16 protein-coding genes are annotated in these 21,273 nt (G+C 70.7%); 12 read left to right on the top strand and 4 right to left on the bottom strand.

Going from position 1 to position 21,273, the window contains the following annotated elements; genetic code table 11:
- Positions 1-52: 52 nt before the first annotated feature.
- The 3 genes from ACFPZI_RS20640 to ACFPZI_RS20630 all read left to right on the top strand — a co-directional run bounded on the left by ACFPZI_RS20640 (position 53) and on the right by ACFPZI_RS20630 (position 3,121).
- The gene (locus tag ACFPZI_RS20640) at positions 53-472 is read left to right on the top strand and encodes a pyrophosphohydrolase domain-containing protein (protein ID WP_381364946.1); all 420 of its coding nucleotides are present in this window, start codon (positions 53-55) and stop codon (positions 470-472) included.
- Between the two features lie 80 nt (positions 473-552).
- Positions 553-2,070: a tRNA (N6-isopentenyl adenosine(37)-C2)-methylthiotransferase MiaB gene (gene miaB / locus ACFPZI_RS20635; RefSeq protein WP_381364945.1), complete on the top strand. Its 1,518-nt coding sequence runs from the start codon at positions 553-555 to the stop codon at positions 2,068-2,070.
- A 328-nt stretch (positions 2,071-2,398) separates the two neighbouring features.
- On the top strand, positions 2,399-3,121 hold the full coding sequence (locus ACFPZI_RS20630; protein WP_381364943.1) for a class III extradiol dioxygenase subunit B-like domain-containing protein: 723 nt from the start codon (positions 2,399-2,401) through the stop codon (positions 3,119-3,121).
- 108 nt (positions 3,122-3,229) lie between these two features.
- Here the strand turns inward: ACFPZI_RS20630 and ACFPZI_RS20625 are convergent, their stop codons facing one another.
- Positions 3,230-3,499, bottom strand: a complete 270-nt coding sequence (locus ACFPZI_RS20625) for an antitoxin (protein ID WP_381364941.1) — start codon at positions 3,497-3,499, stop codon at positions 3,230-3,232.
- A 204-nt stretch (positions 3,500-3,703) separates the two neighbouring features.
- Here ACFPZI_RS20625 and miaA point away from each other — a divergent pair, with 204 nt between their 5' ends.
- From miaA to hflX, 6 genes are all read left to right on the top strand, one after another.
- The gene (gene miaA / locus ACFPZI_RS20620; protein ID WP_381364939.1) at positions 3,704-4,642 is read left to right on the top strand and encodes a tRNA (adenosine(37)-N6)-dimethylallyltransferase MiaA; all 939 of its coding nucleotides are present in this window, start codon (positions 3,704-3,706) and stop codon (positions 4,640-4,642) included.
- Between the two features lie 108 nt (positions 4,643-4,750).
- Positions 4,751-5,254 (top strand): hypothetical protein, encoded by a 504-nt coding sequence (locus ACFPZI_RS20615; RefSeq protein WP_381365007.1) that lies wholly within the window; start codon positions 4,751-4,753, stop codon positions 5,252-5,254.
- Between the two features lie 78 nt (positions 5,255-5,332).
- Entirely contained in the window at positions 5,333-6,226 is an 894-nt protein-coding gene (gene dapF, locus ACFPZI_RS20610; protein WP_381364937.1) for a diaminopimelate epimerase, read from the top strand.
- A gap of 297 nt (positions 6,227-6,523) precedes the next feature.
- Positions 6,524-8,728 carry a RelA/SpoT family protein gene (locus tag ACFPZI_RS20605; RefSeq protein WP_381364935.1) on the top strand — a complete coding sequence of 735 codons (2,205 nt, stop codon included), beginning with the start codon at positions 6,524-6,526 and terminating at the stop codon, positions 8,726-8,728.
- A gap of 132 nt (positions 8,729-8,860) precedes the next feature.
- Entirely contained in the window at positions 8,861-10,582 is a 1,722-nt protein-coding gene (locus tag ACFPZI_RS20600; protein WP_381364933.1) for a M1 family metallopeptidase, read from the top strand.
- A gap of 146 nt (positions 10,583-10,728) precedes the next feature.
- Positions 10,729-12,225 carry a GTPase HflX gene (gene hflX, locus ACFPZI_RS20595; RefSeq protein ID WP_381364931.1) on the top strand — a complete coding sequence of 499 codons (1,497 nt, stop codon included), beginning with the start codon at positions 10,729-10,731 and terminating at the stop codon, positions 12,223-12,225.
- Between the two features lie 114 nt (positions 12,226-12,339).
- Here hflX and ACFPZI_RS20590 read toward each other — a convergent pair whose 3' ends face one another.
- Positions 12,340-12,555 (bottom strand): hypothetical protein, encoded by a 216-nt coding sequence (locus tag ACFPZI_RS20590; protein ID WP_381364930.1) that lies wholly within the window; start codon positions 12,553-12,555, stop codon positions 12,340-12,342.
- Positions 12,556-12,741: 186 nt separating this feature from the next.
- The gene (locus ACFPZI_RS20585; RefSeq protein ID WP_381364928.1) at positions 12,742-13,962 is read right to left on the bottom strand and encodes a trypsin-like serine peptidase; all 1,221 of its coding nucleotides are present in this window, start codon (positions 13,960-13,962) and stop codon (positions 12,742-12,744) included.
- A 1,030-nt stretch (positions 13,963-14,992) separates the two neighbouring features.
- Between ACFPZI_RS20585 and ACFPZI_RS20580 the strand changes: the two genes are divergently transcribed.
- A complete protein-coding gene (locus ACFPZI_RS20580; RefSeq protein WP_381364926.1) occupies positions 14,993-16,999 on the top strand; it encodes an ATP-dependent DNA helicase in 2,007 nt (668 codons plus the stop codon).
- Between the two features lie 208 nt (positions 17,000-17,207).
- Here the strand turns inward: ACFPZI_RS20580 and lexA are convergent, their stop codons facing one another.
- Positions 17,208-17,987, bottom strand: coding sequence for a transcriptional repressor LexA (lexA, locus tag ACFPZI_RS20575; protein WP_381364925.1), 780 nt, complete (start codon positions 17,985-17,987; stop codon positions 17,208-17,210).
- A gap of 709 nt (positions 17,988-18,696) precedes the next feature.
- Here lexA and nrdR point away from each other — a divergent pair.
- Together nrdR and ACFPZI_RS20565 are read left to right on the top strand one after the other, a co-directional pair.
- Positions 18,697-19,254 (top strand): transcriptional regulator NrdR, encoded by a 558-nt coding sequence (nrdR, locus tag ACFPZI_RS20570; protein WP_381364924.1) that lies wholly within the window; start codon positions 18,697-18,699, stop codon positions 19,252-19,254.
- Positions 19,255-19,416: 162 nt separating this feature from the next.
- On the top strand, positions 19,417-21,273 hold a 1,857-nt coding region (locus ACFPZI_RS20565), incomplete at its 3' end, for a vitamin B12-dependent ribonucleotide reductase (RefSeq protein ID WP_381364922.1).

The following is a 21,273-nucleotide window of genomic DNA, read 5'->3' as shown; positions in this document are numbered from 1 at the left end:
CCCCTCTGACCAGGCCGGGAGAGTTTCGGGAGGCGGCCGTTACCGTCATGGCATGAGTGCTTCGCCCGCCGACCTGGTCCGTGAGTTCCACCGTGCCTTCGGGCTGGACGCGCGCGAGACACCGACCGAGGTCCCACCGGAACTCGCCGCCCACCGCGGCGCCCTGCTCGCCGAGGAGGCCGCAGAGGTCGCGGAGGTCGCGGTGCACGGCCCCCTCGACCGGCTCGCGCACGAACTCGCCGACGTCGTCTACGTCGCCTACGGCACGGCGCTCGTCCACGGCATCGACCTCGACGCGGTGATCTCCGAGATCCACCGCGCCAACATGAGCAAGCGCGGCCCCGACGGCACGATCGTCCGCCGGTCCGACGGCAAGGTCCTCAAGGGGGACCACTACGAGGCGCCCGACGTGTCCGAGGTGCTGCGCCGGCAGGGGTGGGCGCCGGGCGCGGAGCCCCGGGCGGAGGCCTGAGCGGAGCCCCGGGCGCGGGCCCGAGCCCGATCCCGAACGGAGTCCCGGGGGTGCCGTGGCGACCGCCTACCCTGTAGGGCATGAGCAGCATCGACCGGAGCCAGTCAGTGGGCGGCACGCGCACCTATGAAGTACGCACCTACGGGTGCCAGATGAACGTCCACGACTCCGAGCGATTGTCCGGGCTGCTGGAGGACGCGGGCTACGTCCGCGCTCCCGAGGGCGCCGACGGCGACGCCGACGTCGTCGTCTTCAACACCTGCGCCGTGCGCGAGAACGCCGACAACAAGCTCTACGGCAACCTCGGCCACCTCGCCCCCAGGAAGGCGCAGCGCCCCGGCATGCAGATCGCGGTCGGCGGCTGCCTCGCGCAGAAGGACCGCGACACCATCGTGAAGCGGGCCCCCTGGGTGGACGTCGTCTTCGGCACGCACAACATCGGCAAGCTGCCGGTCCTGCTGGAGCGCGCCCGCGTCCAGGAGGAGGCCCAGGTCGAGATCGCCGAGTCGCTGGAGGCCTTCCCGTCCACGCTGCCGACCCGCCGCGAGAGCGCCTACGCGGCCTGGGTGTCCATCTCCGTCGGCTGCAACAACACCTGCACCTTCTGCATCGTCCCCGCGCTGCGCGGCAAGGAGAAGGACCGGCGCCCCGGGGACATTCTCGCCGAGATCGAGGCGCTGGTCGCCGAGGGTGTCTCGGAGATCACCCTGCTCGGCCAGAACGTCAACGCGTACGGCTCCGACATCGGTGACCGGGAGGCGTTCAGCAAGCTGCTGCGGGCCTGCGGGAGGATCGAGGGCCTGGAGCGCGTCCGCTTCACCTCCCCACACCCGCGCGACTTCACCGACGACGTCATCGCCGCCATGGCCGAGACGTCCAACGTGATGCCGCAGCTCCACATGCCGCTCCAGTCCGGCTCGGACACGGTCCTCAAGGCGATGCGCCGCTCGTACCGGCAGGAGCGCTACCTCGGCATCATCGAGAAGGTCCGCGCCGCCATCCCGCACGCGGCGATCAGCACCGACATCATCGTGGGCTTCCCGGGCGAGACCGAGGAGGACTTCGAGCAGACCCTGCAGGTGGTGCGCGAGGCCCGCTTCGCCCAGGCCTTCACCTTCCAGTACTCCAAGCGGCCGGGAACCCCGGCCGCCGAGATGGATGGCCAGATTCCCAAGAAGGTCGTCCAGGAGCGCTACGAACGGCTCGTCGCCCTCCAGGAGGAGATCTCCTGGGAGGAGAACAAGAAGCAGGTCGGCCGCACCCTGGAACTGATGGTGGCCGAGGGTGAGGGCCGCAAGGACGGCGCCACCCACCGTCTCTCCGGCCGTGCCCCGGACAGCCGCCTGGTGCACTTCACCAAGCCGGAGCAGGAGGTCCGTCCCGGCGACGTCGTCACCGTCGGGATCACCTACGCGGCCCCCCACCACCTCCTTGCCGAGGGCCCCACCCTGGACGTGCGCCGCACCCGCGCGGGCGACGCCTGGGAGAAGCGGAACGCCGCCGGTGCCGCCGAGCCGGCGGGTGTCATGCTCGGTCTGCCCAAGGTGGGTGTGCCCGAGCCGCTGCCGGCGGTCACCGGGGGTTGCGCCATCGACTGACCGGACCGCGACGGGGGCGGACGCATGGCTCATTGGGTCGTTGTGGAGGAGCTGAACGACACACTCCGGCCGCCCGCACGGTTCCGAAGGCACGCGGGATGAGGCGCGCCGCAGGCTGTACGAGACGGCGTGCACGCGCAGGTTCGGCGGGGGCCTGCCGCAACAGCGTCGCGAGGTGTACCGCGTGGGCGACGACACGTACTTCGTGGAGATCAAGGGCAAACCGGGCACCTGCCACCTGCGGCCCTGCCTCGCGGAGCGCGTCTGGAGCACGCGCGCCCCGTGAGACGGGGACGCCGTTTCGGGCCGCAGCAGTAGGCTGCTGATCATGCTTGTCGCCGCCGCAGTCTGCCCGTGCCCGCCGCTGCTCGTGCCCGAGGTCGCCGCAGGTGCCGCCCCCGAGCTGGACACCGCGCGGGCCGCGTGCACGGACGCGGTCGGCGTGCTCGCTGCCGCCCGGCCCGACCTGCTGGTGGTCGTCGGTCCGGTGCGCGGCGACGTGGGGCCCGAGCGCTATCCGGAGGGCAGCACAGGGTCCTTCCACGGCTTCGGTGTCGGTCTCGACGTACGGCTCGGAGCGGACCGGGACACGACGACCGGCCGGGCACTGCCCGGTGCGCTCGCGGTGGGCGCCTGGCTGCTGGAGCGGACCGGATGGGCGGACGCACCCGTCGAGGGACTCGGCGTGGGGGAGTCCCTCGCGGCCGAGCGCTGCGCCGAACAGGGACGGGACATCGCCACCAGGACGGAGCGGGTCGCGCTGCTGGTGATGGGCGACGGCAGCGCCTGCCGCACGCTCAAGGCGCCGGGCTACCTCGACGAGCGGGCGACGCCCTTCGACGCGGAGGCCGCGCGGGCGCTGGGAGCGGCCGACACGGCGGCCCTGCAGGCGCTGGACAGTGGCCTGGCGCGCGAACTCAAGGCGTCCGGCCGGGCACCCTGGCAGGTCCTGGCGGGGGCGGCCGAAGCCGGGGGGACCGCTCTGCGGGGCACGCTGCTGTACGAGGACGCTCCGTACGGGGTGGGCTACATGGTGGCCACCTGGTCGTAGGAGACGGCTCCGCGCGATGCCCGCCCGGCACGTCGGACGGCCCGGCACGACCGAAGGCCGGGAGCGCCGTGCGCGTTCCCGGCCTTATGCCGATCCAGTGCCCAGCGCTCAGTGAGCGGGTGGCGGCCCCGCCGGGGGAGTGGTGCCACCCGCGTCCGGACCGGGTTCGTTCTTGTGGGCGAGCCGGTCCATGGCGTCCTTGGCCTTGCCGGTGCCTTTCTGGATCCTGTCGCTGTACTTGCCCTTGGTCCGCTCGTCAGCGGTCTTCGCGGCCTTGTCCAGCCCGTGCTGGATCTTGCCCCCGTGCTGCTGCGCGAGGTCCGCGACCTTGTCCTTGGCAGGCCCCAGCCTGGCCTTCATGTTGTCCAGGAGACCCATGGTCCACCTTCCCTCGCGGTGCGGTTCGCATGTACTCATGTACAAAAACGCCTATATCCACTCCATATGGTACTCGCGTGGACGCGGTCCCGCCCTGCCGCACGGTCCTTCCGTGGCCGAAACCCGGCCACGGGCGCAGCCCCGCGCCCGTCGCGTCACGCAACTCGATGGAGGGCCGGCTGTGAGGTTTGCGAGACTGGACCGGTGAGCAGCGCACCCCCCACCCCCCGGGTCATCGCCGTCGTCGGCCCCACCGCAGCCGGAAAGTCCGATCTGGGCGTTTTCCTGGCCCGAGAGCTTGGCGGTGAAGTCGTCAACGCCGACTCCATGCAGCTCTACCGGGGGATGGACATCGGAACCGCCAAACTGACGCCCGAGGAGCGCGGGGGAGTCCCGCACCATCTCCTGGACATCTGGGACGTGACCGCCACCGCGTCCGTCGCCGAGTACCAGCGCCTTGCCCGGGAGCGGATCGACGCACTGCTCGCCGCCGGGCGCTGGCCCGTCCTGGTCGGGGGCTCCGGCCTCTACGTCCGCGGGGCCGTCGACCATCTCGAGTTCCCGGGCACCGACCCCGCCGTACGGTCGCGCCTGGAGGACGAGCTCACGCTGCGCGGATCCGGCGCGCTGCACGCCCGTCTCGCCGCCGCCGACCCCGAGGCCGCGCGGGCCATCCTGCCGAGCAACGGCCGCCGTATCGTCCGGGCGCTCGAAGTGATCGAGATCACCGGCCTGCCCTTCACCGCCAACCTTCCCGGCCACGACTCGGTCTACGACACCCTCCAGATCGGTGTCGACGTCGCCCGCCCCGAGCTGGACGAGAGGATCACCGGCCGGGTCGACCGGATGTGGGACGCGGGTCTCGTGGACGAAGTGCGCGCACTGGAGGCGCAGGGGTTGAGCGAGGGGCGTACGGCCTCGCGCGCGCTCGGCTACCAGCAGGTGCTCGCCGCGCTTGCCGGAGAGTGCACCCTGGAGGACGCGCGGTCCGAGACCGTCCGTGCCACCAAGCGCTTCGCGCGCCGTCAGGATTCATGGTTCAGGCGCGACCCGCGGGTGCATTGGTTGAGTGGGGCCGCGGCGGATCTGACGGAACTTCCGCAGCTCGCGCTGTCGTTGGTCGAACGACCGGTTACAGCCTGATCACGTCATGGCATCGGGACGCCCAGGCCGTCATCCGGGCCTCTGGCGCCGTGCCATCATCGAGCTTCGATCGACCAAGTGGAGTCCAAGTTGGGAGGGCGCGTGGCGATGGAGGCCGGCCCTCGCGACACCGCACATGGCACCGAACACCTCACCCCCGAGCGGGGTGTACCGGAGCAGAACCCTGACCGTCTCAGCCCCGACGGGCCGGACGAGACGCAGGGCGGAGTGACCGACGACGGCCCCGATCCGGACGAGATGTTCGCGGGTGGCGACGAGGTCGAGGTCGAGCTGCGTCCGCAGGGCCGGCTGCGCCTCTGGCAGCTCGCACCCATCGTCGGCCTGGCCGCGGTCGGCTCCCTGATGTTCGCGTTCCCGCTCGCCTTCGACTTCGGCGACAGCGGCGCCGTGATCGCCATGCTGGGCCTGCTGATCTGCTCCTGCGCGGCCGGCTGGGGCATGATGGCCGCCCGCAGGGTGGGTTACACCTGGCCCGGCCTGCCGGCCCGGAGCTCCGGTCGCAGACCCGACTGGCGGATCGTGATCGCCTACGCCGTACTGGTCGCAGTGGTGGTGGCCCTGGCCGTCTGGCGGGTCGCCCGCCTCCGCTGACGCCCGCCTCCCCCTCGCCGGCCCTGTGCGCTGCGAGGGCAGGGACGCGGGGTCGTGGGCACCCCGTACGATCGAGGGATGAGCACGCGGATCGCCTTCCTCAAGGGGCACGGCACCGAGAACGACTTCGTGATCGTTCCGGACCCCGAGAACGCCATCGACCTGCCCCCCGCCTCCGTCGCGGCCCTCTGCGACCGCCGCGCGGGCATCGGTGGCGACGGGCTGCTGCACGTGGTGCGGTCCGCCGCGCACCCCGAGGCGCGGCACCTGGCGGCCGAGGCCGAGTGGTTCATGGACTACCGCAACGGCGACGGCTCGATCGCCGAGATGTGTGGCAACGGAGTGCGTGTGTTCGCGCGCTACCTCCAGCGTGCGGGACATGTGGCCGAGGGAGACATCGCGGTCGCCACGCGCGGGGGTGTGAAGGCGGTGCACATCGCCAAGACCGTGTCCGACAGCGGCTCCGCCGCGGGTGACATCACCGTCGGCATGGGCCGGGCGCTGCTGCCCGGCGACGGCGTCACCGTGAGCGTCGGCGGGCGCAGCTGGCCCGCGCGGAACGTGAACATGGGCAACCCGCACGCCGTGGCCTTCGTGGACGACCTCGACCATGCCGGCGACCTGTTCACCGCACCCCCGTTCAGCCCCGCCTCGGTCTATCCGGACGGCGTCAACGTGGAGTTCGTGGCCGACCGCGGCCCGCGGCACGTGGCGCTGCGCGTCCACGAGCGGGGGGCCGGTGAGACCCGCTCGTGCGGCACGGGCGCCTGCGCGGTCGCCGTGGCCACGGCCCGCCGGGACGGCGTCGACCCGCGAGTCACCGGAACCCCGGCGACGTACACGGTGGATGTGCCCGGCGGCACTCTGGTGATCACCGAACGACCCGACGGGGAAATCGAGATGACCGGACCCGCGGTGATCGTCGCCGAGGGCATGATCGAGAGCGAGTGGCTGGAGAACCTGCCCCGCTGAGCCCGGTACCGGCTTGGTATCCAAGAGCAGCGCGTGCCGGCCGATCGCATCCGCGGGGTGCGGGGCCCGGTTCGGCTTCGAGAGCATGGCACGCCGCTGGTCCCATGGCGTGAAATCGCCGCTGTGACGGTCTTCGCTCGAAGGAGTGATCCGTTTCACGCTCGGAGGGAGGCGGTCGGTCGCACGTGCTGGGCTCGGTAGCATCAAGCACCGGCCCGGACGGGGGACGAGCACCGTCTCCTGAGCCCGAGTCCGCCCTGGGCATGCGTCCGCCGGTCAACGCCGCCGGAGGTGCCCATGAATGCGGAGGCCGCGAAACCTGCGACCCCAGGTCCTGTGACATCAGGGTCTGCGACATCAGGTCATGTCACGCCCACAGGGACACGGAGGAAGGCACGCTCCCGGCTCGACCTGCGTCGGCTGGGCCGCGCCGCGCTCCTCGGCCCCGCCTCCCGCGACCGGCTCCCCGACGCCATCGGCCATGTGGCCGACGCCCACCGCGCCCACCATCCCGACGCCGATCTCGACCCCCTGCGCCGCGCCTATCTCCTCGCCGAGTCCTCGCACCGGGGGCAGATGCGCAAGAGCGGCGAGCCGTACATCACCCACCCGCTCGCCGTGACCCTCATCCTCGCCGAACTCGGCGCCGAGACCACGACCTTGACGGCCTCCTTGCTCCACGACACCGTCGAGGACACGGAGGTCACGCTCGATCAGGTCCGCGAGCAGTTCGGCGAGGAGGTGTGCTATCTCGTCGACGGCGTCACCAAGCTCGAGAAGGTCGACTACGGTGCCGCGGCCGAGCCCGAGACCTTCCGCAAGATGCTGGTCGCCACCGGCAACGACGTCCGCGTGATGTCGATCAAACTCGCCGACCGGCTGCACAACATGCGCACCCTCGGGGTGATGCGCCCCGAGAAGCAGGAACGCATCGCCAAGGTGACCCGGGACGTCCTCATCCCGCTCGCCGAACGGCTCGGCGTCCAGGCGCTCAAGACGGAACTCGAAGACCTGGTCTTCGCGATCCTGCATCCCGAGGAGAACAAGCACACGCGCGAGCTGATCCTCCGCAACGCCTCCCGCGCGGACGACCCTCTTGCCGAGGTCGCCGACGAGGTGCGCAAGGTGCTGCGCGAGGCGGACCTCGCCGCCGAGGTCCTCATCCGCCCCCGGCACTTCGTCTCCGTGCACCGCGTGTCCCGCAAACGCGGCCGGCTGCGCGGCGCCGACTTCGGCCGGCTGCTGGTGCTGGTGAACGAGGACGCCGACTGCTACGGCGTCCTGGGCGAGCTGCACACCTGCATGACACCCGTCGTCTCGGAGTTCAAGGACTTCATCGCGGTACCCAAGTTCAACCTGTACCAGTCGCTGCACACCGCCGTCGCGCGCGACGACGGCCAAGTCGTCGAAGTCCTCATCCGTACGCACCTGATGCACAAGGTTGCCGAGGCCGGTGTCGTCGCCCTCGGCAACCCCTATGCCGCCCCGGGGGAGGAGCAGTCGACGAGCGACGGCGAACGCGTCGACCCGACCCGGCCCGGCTGGCTCTCCCGGCTCCTGGAGTGGCAGCGCGGCGCGCCCGACCCCGACACCTTCTGGTCCACGCTGCGCGAGGACCTCGCCCAGGACCGCGAGATCACCGTGTTCCGCCCGGACGGCGGCACGATCGGCCTGCCCGACGGGGCGACCTGTGTGGACGCCGCATACGCGCAGTACGGCGAGGACGCGCACGCGTGCATCGGCGCCCGCGTCAACGGCCGCCTGGCGACGCTGCGCACCGTGCTGAAGGACGGGGACACCGTCCAGCTCCTGATGGGCCAGGACCCCGCCTCCGAGCCCTCCAGGGAGTGGCTGGAGCACGCCCATACCCCGGCCGCCCGGATCGCCATTCAGCGATGGCTGACCGCCCACCCCGCGCACCCCGTCGATCCCGCCGATCAGCCCGAGGGCGACCGGGCCGGGTCCGAGGAAGCCCAGGCGGCCACGCGTCCCGCCGTGGGCGGGTCCGCCGCCGCACCGGCTTCCGGGGCGGTGTCCGGCTCCCCCGGCGGTGCCCAGGTCCTGGCCGACCGGCCCGGCGCGACGGTACGGCTCGCCGGCTGCTGTACGCCCGTACCGCCCGACGAGGTGACCGGATTCGCCGTGCGCGGGGGAGCGGTCGCCGTGCACCGGGCCGAGTGCGCTGTCGTGGCGCGCATGAAAAGCGCGGGGCGTGCGGAGGTGGGCGTGCGCTGGGGGGAGGGCGCCGAGTGCAGGGTCACCCTGGTCGCCGAATCGTTCGTCCGCCCCCATCTGCTCGCCGACCTCACCGAGGCCATGGCCGTCGAAGGCGCCGAGATCGTCTCCGCGACCGTCGAACCCCCGACCCATCAGCAGGTGCGGCACACCTACACCGTGCAGTTGCCGGACGCCGCCCACCTGCCCGTCCTCATGCGCGCGATGCGCAAGGTGGCGGGTGTGTACGACGTGAGCCGGGCCAAGCCGCAGACCCAGAGCACCTGACAGCGGCGCGCGCGGGACGCCACCCGGGTGGAGACCTCGTCGGGCACCCGCTCGGCCATCGGCCCACCCGATCGGGTGGGGCGGGAGCGCGCCGCCGTCACCGCGCACGCCCGCGCTGATAGCCGTGGGCCCATGCTGCGCACTCCCCACGGCCCGACCGCCCCCGAACCGGCCTCCGAACGTCCCGCCACGCACGGCCCGGCCACCGGCCCTCCGGCCCCCGCCCACCAGGCCGCTCCCGTGCCGGTCGTCCCCGTGCCGGCCGCCCGCACGCCGATCTCCTGGGGCCGCCGTCGGCGGACGTCCGCGGCGCTGCTCGCGTCGGCCGTCTCCGTCTGCCTCCTCGCCGCGAGCGCCCCCGCCACGCCGCTGGGCATCGGCGACCGTCTCTTCCCGCACTTGGGCAACCCCGGGTACGACGTGGCGTCGTACCACCTCTCCTTCAGCTACCCCGGCACCAACGACACACCGCTGCAGGCCACCACGAGGATCGACGCCCGGACGACCACGGACCTGGACCGGATCAACCTCGACTTCGCCCACGGCACGGTCCACTCGGTCGAGGTCGACGGCGCCCCCGCCACCTTCACCACCGTCGGTGAGGACCTCGTGATCACACCCGTGGGCGGCCTGGACGCCGGCGAACGGACCCGTATCACCGTGCGCCACACCAGCGATCCGGTGGCCGCCGACGGCCGCGACGGCGGCTGGGTGCGCACCGCGGACGGTCTCGCCATGGCCAACCAGGCCGACGCCGCGCACCTGGTCTTCCCGTGCAACGACCACCCGTCCGACAAGGCCTTCTTCACCTTCCGCATCACCGCCCCCGACGGTCACACGGCCGTGGCCAACGGCCTGCCGATCCATGTCGTCCGCACGCGCGCGGCGACGACCTGGACGTACCGCACCCGGCACCCCATGGCCACCGAACTCGCCCAGGTGTCCATCGGCCGTTCCACGGTCCTGCACCGCACCGGCCCGCAGGGGCTGCCGCTGCGCGACGTCGTCCCCACGGCCCACCGCGAACAGCTCGAGCCGTGGCTGGCGAAGACCCCGGACCAGATCGCCTGGATGGAGGACAGGGTCGGCCGCTACCCCTTCGAGACGTACGGCCTGCTCATGGCCGACGTCTCCACCGGCTTCGAACTCGAGACCCAGACGCTGTCCCTCTTCGAACGGGAACTCTTCACGGATCCGGCCTACCCCGCGTGGTACATCGAGTCGATCATGGTGCATGAGCTCGCCCACCAGTGGTTCGGCAACAGCGTCAGCCCCAGCACCTGGTCCGACCTGTGGCTCAACGAGGGCCACGCCACCTGGTACGAGGCGCTGTACGCGCAGGAGAAGGCCGGCCGGTCCCTGGAAGCCCGGATGGAGGCCGCCTACACGGCCTCCGACCGCTGGCGCGCGGCGGGCGGACCACCCGCCGCTCCCGAGGTCCCGCAGCCCGGCCAGAAGATCAGCATCTTCCGGCCGATCGTCTACGACGGTGCCGCGCTCGTGCTGTACGCCCTCCGTGAGGAGATCGGCCGCACCGCGTTCGACCGCCTGGAACGGCGCTGGGTGACCCAGCACCGGGACGGCACGGCCGCCACCGCCAACTTCGTCCGGCTCGCCTCCGACACCGCGGGACGCGACCTGACCGGATTCCTGAACGCCTGGCTCTACGACGTGAAGACCCCGCCGATGCCCGGCCGTCCGGGCTGGAAGTCCACGACGCAGGCACCGGACAAGTCCACGGCCTACAGGTTCACGGCCCACAGGCCCACGGCCCCCGCGTCCGCATCACAGCCCACGGGACATTCCGGCCCGGCCGTGCATCGACCGGGCGTGAGCCGGGAACAAACACGGTGACGAGACGTGCCGTGCCGTGCCACCATCGTCAGAACGCCGCCGCACGGGTCACGGGAATCTCCCGGGAGACTCGTGCGTTGTGAAAGGTGACGGATGTATCCCGTCACCCCTGCGATCTCCCATCGACGTATCGACGTAAGGACCCAATGACCTCCTCTTCTTCCCCTTCCCAGGACACCAAGCGCTTTGCGCGGACCTACCCCGAGGGCCTCCGGGCCGATGCCCTGATGGAAGCGGACGTCGCCTGGAGCCTCGAGATCGACGGAGAGCGGGACGGCGATCAGCTCGACCGCTCCGAGCGCGCGGCCCTGCGCCGCGTCGCCGGCCTCTCCACCGAACTCGAGGACGTCACCGAGGTCGAGTACCGGCAGCTCCGCCTGGAGCGCGTCGTACTCGTCGGCGTGTGGACATCGGGAACCGTGCAGGACGCGGAGAACTCCCTCGCGGAACTCGCCGCCCTGGCGGAGACGGCGGGCGCCCTCGTGCTCGACGGCGTGACCCAGCGCCGCGACAAGCCCGACGCGGCGACCTACATCGGCTCCGGCAAGGCCCAGGAGCTGCGTGACATCGTGCTCGACACGGGCGCGGACACGGTCGTCTGCGACGGTGAGCTGAGCCCCGGCCAGCTGATCCATCTCGAGGACGTCGTCAAGGTCAAGGTCATCGACCGTACGGCCCTGATCCTTGACATCTTCGCCCAGCACGCCAAGTCCCGGGAGGGCAAGGCACAGGTCGCGCTCGCGCAGATGCAGTACATGCTGCCGAGGCTGCGCGGCTGGGGCCAGTCGCTGTCCCGGCAGATGGGCGGCGGCTCGGGCGGCGGACTCGCCACCCGCGGCCCCGGTGAGACCAAGATCGAGACCGACCGGCGCCGGATCCGCGAGAAGATGGCGAAAATGCGCCGGGAGATCGCGGAGATGAAGACCGGCCGCGATATCAAGCGCCAGGAGCGCAGGCGCCACAAGGTGCCGTCCGTCGCCATCGCGGGCTACACCAACGCCGGCAAGTCCTCGCTGCTCAATCGCCTCACGGGCGCGGGCGTACTGGTTGAGAACGCCCTGTTCGCGACCCTCGACCCGACCGTGCGCCGGGCCGAGACGCCGGGCGGACGGCTGTACACGCTGACCGACACCGTCGGCTTTGTCCGGCACCTGCCGCACCACCTCGTCGAGGCGTTCCGCTCCACGATGGAGGAGGTCGGCGACGCCGATCTGATCCTGCACGTGGTGGACGGTTCGCATCCCGCCCCGGAGGAGCAGCTGGCCGCCGTGCGTGAGGTGATCAGGGACGTCGGCGCCACTGGCGTACCCGAGATCGTCGTGATCAACAAGGCCGACGCCGCCGACCCGCTGACGCTCCAGCGGCTGCTGCGGGAGGAGAAGCGCTCCATCGCGGTCTCCGCCCGAACCGGCCAGGGCATCGACGAACTGCTCGCCCTCCTCGACAACGATCTGCCCCGTCCGGCCGTGGAGATCGAGGCGCTCGTGCCGTACACGCACGGCAAGCTGGTCGCCCGCGCCCACGACGAGGGCGAGGTGATCTCCGAGGAGCACACCCCGGAGGGCACCCTGCTCAAGGTGCGGGTGCACGAGGAACTGGCGGCGGAGTTCACGCCGTTCGTGCCCACGCCGGCCGCCGGCTGAGTCCACGGCCCGCGGTTTCGCGCGTAACGCCGACGGCCCGCCCCCGGCTCACGGCAGGGGGCGGGCCGTCGGCGTGCACGGATCAGCGAACGCCGTGATCATGTACCGCCGTGATCACTGGCCGCCGTAGGCCCTGCTCATATTCTGGTACAGCGTCTCGGCGTCCGCGGCCTGCGAGGCGCCGGAACCGGGCTTCTTCGGGTCGGCCTTGTCGTCGGTGGAACCGTCGCACGCGGTTGCGGTGAGCGCCAGGGCGGCGACGAGCCCGGTGGCGGCGAGGGTACTGCGACGGCCCCGCCGGCGTGGAGCGGACGTACGTATGGAGCGCATGGTGCGATGCCCCCCCCGGTGCTACGAATGAATATCCTGCTGCTGGGCGTGGAGGGCGCACGGGCGGGCCGGCGGATTCGTGCCGTCGGCGCCGCCGGTGCCGCCGCCTGTGCCGTTACCGCGCTTCCGTTCCCGCCCGGGCGGGGCCCGTGGGAACGGAAGCGCGGCCGCCAAAGCGGCCGACGGTCACTGACCGGCGAACTTGTCGCTGACCGCCTCGTACACGCCCTTGGCTTCGTCCCCCAGCCGCGGGCCGGCGAGCCAGCCCGACGTCACCGGGCCGATGGAGGTGTTGGACACCAGCGCCGGCTTGCCGTCGGAGCCCACCGCGATCCAGCCGCCACCGGACGAACCGGCGGTCATGCTGCACCCGATGCGGTACATCGTCGGGTCGGAGGCACTGAGCGAGAGCCGGCCCGGCCGGTCCTCACAGCTGAACAGCTTCTGGCCGTCGTACGGCGCGCCGGCCGGGTAGCCGGTCGAGGTCACGCTTTCCACGTCCGGCACGGCGGGAGCCTTGAAGTCCACCGGCAGCGCCGAACCGACCTTCTCCTCCAGCGACTTGCCGTCGCCGCCCTTCTCCGGCGTCACATGGATGACGGCGTAGTCGTACGAGGCGCCGTCACCGCCGGTCGCACCGCCCTGCTCGATCCACTGGTCGGAGGTCTGCGCCCAGTCGCCCCACCAGACGCCGTACGGAGCGACCTCGTCCTGGGCGGCGCCTTCGAGTTCGCCGGTCGGCCTTCCCGCGTCGTTGTACGACGGAACGAAGACGATGTTGCGGTACCAGCCGCCCTTCTTGCCGGCGTGCACGCAGTGTCCGGCCGTCCACACCATGTTGGACTTGCCCGGGTTGGCGGGGTCCTGCACCACGGTCGCGGAGCACACCATCGTGCCCTCCGGGGAGTCGAAGAACACCTTGCCCGCCGTGGGCGCGTTGTCGTGGTACGACGGCGGCACCGCCTGTGCCTGCACCGGCTCCGGCGTCGGGTCCGTCACGCCCTGGTCACCGGAGATGTCGCTCTCGTCGACCTCCGGGTCCGGCTGCTCGGCGTCCCGCATGCGGTCCGGGTCCCACAGGTCCTCGATGATCGGGTTGATGTAGTCGTTGGCCTCGCGCAGCCAGTCGTCCTTGTCCCAGTTCTTCCAGTCGCCGTTCCTCCACTTGTCGATATCGATCCCGTGCTCCTTGAGCCGGTCCGCGATGTCGGCCGGGATCTGGATCTTGCCGTCCCCGGCCGCGGCGGTCGCGGAGTCTTCGTCGCTCGCTGTGTCGCCCCCCGAATCACAGGCGGTAGCGGTGAGCGCGAGTACCGAGACGAGTGCGACGGCGGTCAGCACGGGGGAGGTCTTGCGGCGCGCCCTCCCGGCTCGGCGAGTGGTGGACGACGGCCGTATGGATCGCATGATCTGACTCCCCCTGATGTGGACGAACTTGGTGCTTCGGCCGTGCTCGCATCCTGGACTCGAACGGAGTCCGGATCCCTCGCATGACCACTGGGAACGGCACCACACACTATGTGTTCGCCGTGGGGGACAACCGACGGAACAGCAACGGTTTCGCTACGAGCTTTCTGACCTGGACATTCTCAAGAGGCTCACGGATGTGACGCCTTCGCGCGGCTGACCTGTCGAGGAGTCGTTCACGCGGGAGCGGCCACTCGTTGCCTTGTCCCTCTTTGCGGGACGGGCACGCCAATCAGCCGTATCCGGCCGGGAATCGGACCGCCGGCCGTGGATCCATTGCCCCTTGGCGGGGCAGAACGCTTCCATCACCTGAGTGACTCTGCTGCACAATTCCTCGGGGCCGCAGGACCGCACTCCGCGACCTGCGGCGACGCGGCCATGCCCGGCGCTCCGAGCGGCTGTTCCTACGGGGCCGGCGAATTGAGCAGCAGAGTCCTGAGTCCTCCCCAAAGTCCACGCATGCGTCTGCCGGCCGTGGACGGGCGTGGGGTGTGCGGGACACCGCTGTCGTCCAGCCGATGGGGGGCCACTCGATGAGGCCTTCTTCGAGACCTTCCGTGCGCATCGCCATGACCGCCGTCCTGGCGGCCGCGGTCGCTGGTGTCGCCGGGCCCGCGGGTGCGGTGAGCCGCGACCCGGTCCCGCGCACCGAGCGGATCAGCGTGGCCCCCGACGGCACCGGCGGCAACAGCCACTCGGTGGACCCGGTGGTCAGTGTCGACCGCCGTCTTCGACTCCTTCTACCCGGGCCCGGTGTCCAACGACACGAATCTGATCGGAGATGTGTTCGTACGCACCTTGCGCTGAGGCACAGGGCACCGTGCGTCGAGCCACGGCGCCCCTTGCGCCCAGCCGCTGGGCCGGCTGAGCCGCAGGGCGTGGTCAGCAGGCCCCACGGGCTCTCCGTCGAGTCCTCGGCCCTCGAGGTCGGCGCACGATTGTCGGTGCCGGGCCGTAGGGTGGTCGCGCTATGACGAAGCCCTCACTCCCTGAACTCCTGCACGCTGCCGTCACCGCCGTCGGCGGCACGGAGCGCCCCGGCCAGGTGACCATGGCCGAAGCCGTCGCCGAAGCGATCGACGACGCCTCTCATCTGCTGGTCCAAGCCGGCACCGGCACCGGAAAGTCGCTCGGCTATCTGGTGCCCGCGCTCGCTCAGGGGGAGAGAGTCGTCGTGGCGACGGCCACGCTGGCCCTGCAGCGCCAGCTCGTCGAGCGCGACCTTCCGCGCACGGTGGAGGCGCTGCATCCGCTGCTGCGCCGCCGCCCGGAGTTCGCCATGCTCAAGGGCCGGTCGAACTACGTCTGTCTGCACCGGCTCCACGAAGGCGTACCGCAGGACGAGGAGGAGGGCCTCTTCGACCAGTTCGAGGCGGCCGCCCCCACCAGCAAGCTGGGGCAGGACCTGCTGCGCCTGCGCGACTGGGCGGACGAGACGGAGACCGGCGACCGGGACGACCTCACCCCGGGTGTCTCCGACCGGGCCTGGTCCCAGGTGTCCGTGTCGTCGCGGGAGTGCCTGGGCGCCACGAAGTGTGCCTACGGCGCAGAGTGCTTCGCGGAGATGGCCCGCGAGCGCGCCAAGCTCGCCGAGGTCGTCGTCACCAACCACGCGCTCCTGGCGATCGACGCGATCGAGGGCGCTCCGGTGCTGCCGCAGCACGAGGTGCTGATCGTCGACGAGGCCCACGAACTGGTCTCCCGGGTCACCGGAGTCGCCACGGGGGAGCTCACCCCCGGCCAGGTCAACCGCGCGGTGCGCCGTGCCGCGAAGCTCGCCGACGAGAAGGCGGCCGACCAGCTGCAGACCGCGGCCGAAGGTTTCGAACGCCTGATGGAGCTGGCCCTTCCGGGCCGTCTCGAGGAGATCCCGGAGGACCTCGGGTACGCGCTGATGGCGCTGCGCGACGCCTGCCGGACTGTCATCTCCGCCATCGGGAGCACCCGCGACAAGTCCGTCCAGGACGAGGACGCGGTCCGCAAACAGGCGCTGGCCTCGGTGGAGAGCGTGCACGACGTTGCGGAGCGCATCACCGACGGCTCCGAATGGGATGTCGTCTGGTACGAGCGGCACGAGCCCCGCGGCGGAGCCGCATATCGACACAGCGGCGCCTCGCTGCGCGTCGCCCCCATGTCGGTCTCGGGCCTCCTGGGGGAGAAGCTCTTCTCCGACCGCTCGGTGGTCCTGACCTCCGCGACCCTGAAGCTGGGCGGCGACTTCAACGGCGTGGGCGCCTCCCTGGGCCTCGGCCCCGAGGGCACCGAGGGGGAGGACCTTCCGCAGTGGAAGGGCGTCGACGTGGGCTCTCCGTTCGACTACCCCAGACAGGGGATCCTCTACGTCGCCAAGCATCTGGCGCGCCCGGCCCGCGACGGCGACCGCGCGGACATGCTCGACGAACTCACCGAGCTGATCCAGGCCGCGGGCGGCCGTACCCTGGGCCTGTTCTCCTCGATGCGGGCCGCTCAGCTCGCTGCCGAGGAACTGCGTTCCCGCATCCCGGAGTTCCCGATCCTCCTCCAGGGCGAGGAGACTCTCGGTGAGCTGATCAAGAACTTCGCCGCCGACCCGAAGACCTGCCTCTTCGGCACCCTGTCGCTCTGGCAGGGCGTCGACGTCCCCGGCCCCAGCTGCCAGCTGGTCGTCATGGACAAGATTCCGTTCCCACGCCCGGACGACCCGTTGATGAGCGCCCGCCAGAAGGCCGTTGAGGAAGCGGGAGGGAACGGTTTCATGGCGGTCGCCGCCACCCACGCCGCGCTGCTCATGGCGCAGGGTGCCGGCCGGCTCGTCCGGGCCACGGGTGACCGCGGTGTGGTCGCCGTCCTGGACCAGCGACTGGCGACGGCGCGCTACGGCAGCTATCTGAAGGCCTCGCTGCCCGACTTCTGGTTCACCACGGACCGGAACCAGGCGAGGAAGTCCCTGGCCGCGATCGACGCGACAGCCAGGCAGGCCGAGGGCGAAGCGGACTGAGGGCAAAGCGGACCGAGGTCGAGGAGCACGCCCCGGCGCGGACGGAGTGCGCGCCGGGGCCCGGCATGGACCATGCCCGGCATGAAGGGCCCTGCCGGGCCCTGACCCGACAGCACAGGACCGGACAGCACAGGGCCCCGGAACCGGCGCAGGGGTTCCGGGGCCCGGACCAGGGGCGGGGCCGGACCGGCCGGTCCCCGCGGCGGACTCAGACGCGGCGCAGAACAGCCACCACCTTGCCCAGAATGGTCGCGTCGTCGCCGGGGATCGGCTCGTAGGCCGCGTTGTGCGGGAGGAGCCAGATATGGCCGTCCTCGCGCTTGAAGCGCTTGACGGTGGCTTCGCCGTCGAGCATCGCGGCGACGATGTCGCCGTTCTCGGCGACGGGCTGGCGCCGGACCGTGACCCAGTCGCCGTCACAGATCGCGGCCTCGATCATGGAGTCGCCGACGACCTTCAGGACGAACAGCTCACCGTCACCGACGAGCTGACGGGGGAGAGGGAAGACGTCCTCGACCGACTCCTCGGCGAGGATGGGGCCGCCGGCGGCGATACGGCCGACCAGCGGCACGTACGACGCGGCCGGCTTGCCCGCGGTGTCCGTGGGCTGCACGGAGGCGGCCTGGTCGGAGCCGCGCACCTCGTACGCGCGAGGACGGTGCGGGTCGCGGCGCAGGAAGCCCTTGCGCTCCAGCGCCATCAACTGGTGCGCCACCGAGGAGGTGCTGGAGAGGCCGACCGCCTGGCCGATCTCGCGCATCGACGGCGGGTACCCGCGTCGCTGCACCGAATCCCTGATGACTTCGATCACCCGACGCTGGCGGTCGGTGAGTCCCGAGCTGTCCGCCCGGATGCCGGGAGGTCGGCCCGGCAAGGAGCGCTTTTGGCCCTCGGCATGCGTGGCTTCGCTCATCGCATGCACCGGCTCGAGCCGGCCCTGGGAGCGGTCCTGGGCAGTGATGTTGGCGCTGTCTGCGGTGGTGGTCACGTCGGCCCCTCTCGATGGTCTCCCTGCAGGACAACGGTAGTAGCTTTCGAAAGGTTGCGCCAAACACACGTTCGAGTGAAAAAACGCGAATTACCTTCTGTGATCACCCGGAGAGGTGTATTGGCCGCAATTCTCCCCATCGGGCAAAGGCGCCCATTCTTGTACTCTTCACCGCCGGGACGGTGGACTCCCGGTCGTGGGTCAGTCTGCCATTCGGTGCCCCGTGATGCGGGGGACGGCTCGGCTCTCCTCGGGTCTCTTCGGGAGTCGCACGCCGACTCCTTCCGGCGTGCACGGCATCTCCCCATGCGCGGCCGGCGGCACGCGCGCGTGCCGACCCGGCCTGTCCGGGGTCTGCCGGATCGGTGACTGCCGGCCCCGTGCGAGGTTCCTCGCGCGGTCTCCCGAAGGTTTCGCGCGGGCTCTTCGGGGCTCGCGCGGGACGCCGTGAGCCCGCTCCGTCGCGTCGCGTGAGCGCGCTGTGAGGAGGGTCGGGCGGGAGCCTTCGGTCCTGATTCGAGCGACACGCGTACTGGAGTGCATGAATGAGCCAATCACCACATCTAGTGGTTGGATTGCACCAGCTGCCCAGAAGTTGTGGTCCCACGGTCTTGAGGCTTCCAGAGATCGCTTATGCTGGAGCAGCTTCATGGGGCCGGACGGGCTCCTTGAGGTCATGGAGTCGGCTGCGAGGGAGGGTTGGGATTTCATGCACTGCCCCTTCTGCAGGCACCCCGACAGTCGTGTCGTCGACAGTCGTACGACCGACGACGGCACGTCGATCCGCAGGCGCCGCCAGTGCCCCGACTGCTCCCGTCGTTTCACGACCGTGGAGACGTGCTCGCTCATGGTGGTCAAGCGCTCCGGCGTCACCGAGCCGTTCAGCCGCACCAAGGTCATCAATGGTGTGCGCAAGGCGTGCCAGGGGCGTCCGGTCACCGAGGACGCGCTCGCGCAGCTCGGCCAGCGCGTCGAGGAAGCGGTACGGGCCACCGGGAGCGCCGAGCTGACCACTCATGACGTGGGGCTGGCCATCCTCGGCCCGCTGCAGGAACTCGACCTCGTCGCCTATCTGCGGTTCGCGTCCGTCTACCGGGCGTTCGAGTCGCTCGAGGACTTCGAGGCCGCGATCACAGAACTCAGGCAGGTGGAGCACCCCGCCGCGGGCGACGGAGACCGTGAAAGGGCTGTCGCGGGGGGTCAGGAAGGCGACAGCGGGCCCGGCGGGGCTGCCCAGGTCCCGCACCCCACCCAGACCGTCGGCTGACCGGCGGGCCCTGCCCGGCCCTGCGGCCGGGGGCGGCCGGACTGCGGCGATGAGAAGACCTGTTGCGGGCGATGCGAGTGGGTGCCCGCAACATCAGACAAACACCGTGCCACGGGAACACCGGGGCACTTCAGGGCGTTTTGCCCGTACCAGGGAGGCGGCATGACAGAGACGGCGAGCGGTCCGACACGGAGTTCCCGGGCCAAGGGCAGCAGCAAGGCCGGCAAGGGGCTGCGGGTCGAGCGCATCCACACCTCTCCCGGAGTCCACCCCTACGACGAGGTGGCCTGGGAGCGTCGTGACGTCGTCATGACCAACTGGCGCGACGGCTCGGTCAACTTCGAGCAGTATGGCGTCGAGTTCCCCGACTTCTGGTCGGTGAACGCGGTCAACATCGTCACCAGCAAGTACTTCCGTGGTGCCGTGAGCACCCCGCAGCGCGAGACCAGCCTCAAGCAGCTGATCGACCGCATCGTGAAGACGTACCGGAAGGCCGGCGAGGACCACAAGTACTTCGCCTCTCCCGCCGACGCCGAGATCTTCGAGCACGAACTGGCCTACGCTCTCCTGCACCAGATCTTCAGCTTCAACAGCCCCGTCTGGTTCAACGTCGGCACGCCCCAGCCGCAGCAGGTCTCCGCCTGCTTCATCCTGTCCGTCGACGACTCCATGGAGTCGATCCTCGACTGGTACAAGGAAGAGGGCATGATCTTCAAGGGCGGCTCCGGGGCCGGCCTGAACCTCTCCCGCATCCGCTCCTCCAAGGAACTGCTGTCCTCCGGCGGCAACGCCTCCGGCCCGGTCTCCTTCATGCGCGGCGCCGACGCCTCCGCCGGCACGATCAAGTCGGGTGGCGCCACCCGACGCGCCGCCAAGATGGTCATCCTCGACGTCGACCACCCCGACATCGAGGACTTCATCCAGACCAAGGTCAAGGAGGAGGAGAAGATCCGCGCCCTGCGCGACGCGGGCTTCGACATGGACCTGGGCGGCGACGACATCACGTCCGTCCAGTACCAGAACGCCAACAACTCGGTCCGCGTGAACGACACGTTCATGAAGGCGGTCCAGGACGGCGGCAAGTTCGGTCTGACGTCCCGGATGACCGGCGAGGTCATCGAGGAGGTCGACGCCAAGGCGCTCTTCCGCAGGATGGCCGAGGCCGCCTGGGCCTGCGCCGACCCGGGCATCCAGTACGACGACACCATCAACAGCTGGCACACCTGCCCGGAGTCCGGCCGCATCAACGGCTCGAACCCCTGCAGCGAGTACATGCACCTGGACAACACGTCCTGCAACCTCGCGTCGCTGAACCTGATGAAGTTCCTCGACGACGACAGCAAGGGCCACCAGTCCTTCGACGTCGAGCGCTTCTCGAAGGTCGTCGAGCTGGTCATCACCGCGATGGACATCTCCATCTGCTTCGCGGACTTCCCGACCCAGAAGATCGGCGAGAACACCCGCGCCTTCCGCCAGCTCGGCATCGGCTACGCCAACCTCGGCGCCCTGCTGATGGCGACCGGCCACGCCTACGACTCCGACGGCGGCCGCGCCCTGGCCGGCGCCATCACCTCCCTGATGACCGGCACGTCGTACAAGCGCTCCGCCGAACTGGCCGCGATCGTCGGCCCGTACGACGGCTACGCCCGCAACGCGCAGCCGCACCTGCGGGTCATGAGGCAGCACTCCGACGAGAACGCCAAGGCCGTCCGCATGGACGACCTGGACACGCCGATCTGGACGGCCGCCACCGAGGCCTGGCAGGACGTGCTGAGCCTCGGCGAGAAGAACGGTTTCCGTAACTCCCAGGCGTCCGTCATCGCCCCGACCGGCACCATCGGTCTCGCGATGTCCTGCGACACCACCGGCCTCGAGCCCGACCTCGCCCTGGTCAAGTTCAAGAAGCTGGTCGGCGGCGGTTCGATGCAGATCGTCAACGGCACCGTCCCGCAGGCCCTGCGCCGCCTGGGCTACCAGGAGGAGCAGATCGAGGCGGTCGTCGATCACATCGCCGAGAAC

Origin of the sequence: Streptomyces chlorus (assembly GCF_042655885.1) — a bacterium.
Classification (GTDB): domain Bacteria; phylum Actinomycetota; class Actinomycetes; order Streptomycetales; family Streptomycetaceae; genus Streptomyces; species Streptomyces chlorus.
The sequence above is the reverse complement of the archived record's forward strand: the minus strand, read 5'-3'. Positions and strand labels throughout refer to the sequence as shown.

Bases quoted from the DNA above. Each gene is read 5' to 3' on its own strand.
- ACFPZI_RS20640 (WP_381364946.1), top strand. From the start codon at position 53: ATGAGTGCTTCGCCCGCCGACCTGGTCCGTGAGTTCCACCGTGCCTTC.
- ACFPZI_RS20615 (WP_381365007.1), top strand. From the start codon at position 4,751: ATGGAGGCCGGCCCTCGCGACACCGCACATGGCACCGAACACCTCACC.
- ACFPZI_RS20630 (WP_381364943.1), top strand. From the start codon at position 2,399: ATGCTTGTCGCCGCCGCAGTCTGCCCGTGCCCGCCGCTGCTCGTGCCC.
- ACFPZI_RS20600 (WP_381364933.1), top strand. From the start codon at position 8,861: ATGCTGCGCACTCCCCACGGCCCGACCGCCCCCGAACCGGCCTCCGAA.
- ACFPZI_RS20625 (WP_381364941.1), bottom strand. From the start codon at position 3,499: ATGGGTCTCCTGGACAACATGAAGGCCAGGCTGGGGCCTGCCAAGGAC.
- ACFPZI_RS20585 (WP_381364928.1), bottom strand. From the start codon at position 13,962: ATGCGATCCATACGGCCGTCGTCCACCACTCGCCGAGCCGGGAGGGCG.
- miaB (WP_381364945.1), top strand. From the start codon at position 553: ATGAGCAGCATCGACCGGAGCCAGTCAGTGGGCGGCACGCGCACCTAT.
- ACFPZI_RS20605 (WP_381364935.1), top strand. From the start codon at position 6,524: ATGAATGCGGAGGCCGCGAAACCTGCGACCCCAGGTCCTGTGACATCA.
- nrdR (WP_381364924.1), top strand. From the start codon at position 18,697: ATGCACTGCCCCTTCTGCAGGCACCCCGACAGTCGTGTCGTCGACAGT.
- dapF (WP_381364937.1), top strand. From the start codon at position 5,333: ATGAGCACGCGGATCGCCTTCCTCAAGGGGCACGGCACCGAGAACGAC.
- ACFPZI_RS20580 (WP_381364926.1), top strand. From the start codon at position 14,993: ATGACGAAGCCCTCACTCCCTGAACTCCTGCACGCTGCCGTCACCGCC.
- ACFPZI_RS20590 (WP_381364930.1), bottom strand. From the start codon at position 12,555: ATGCGCTCCATACGTACGTCCGCTCCACGCCGGCGGGGCCGTCGCAGT.
- hflX (WP_381364931.1), top strand. From the start codon at position 10,729: ATGACCTCCTCTTCTTCCCCTTCCCAGGACACCAAGCGCTTTGCGCGG.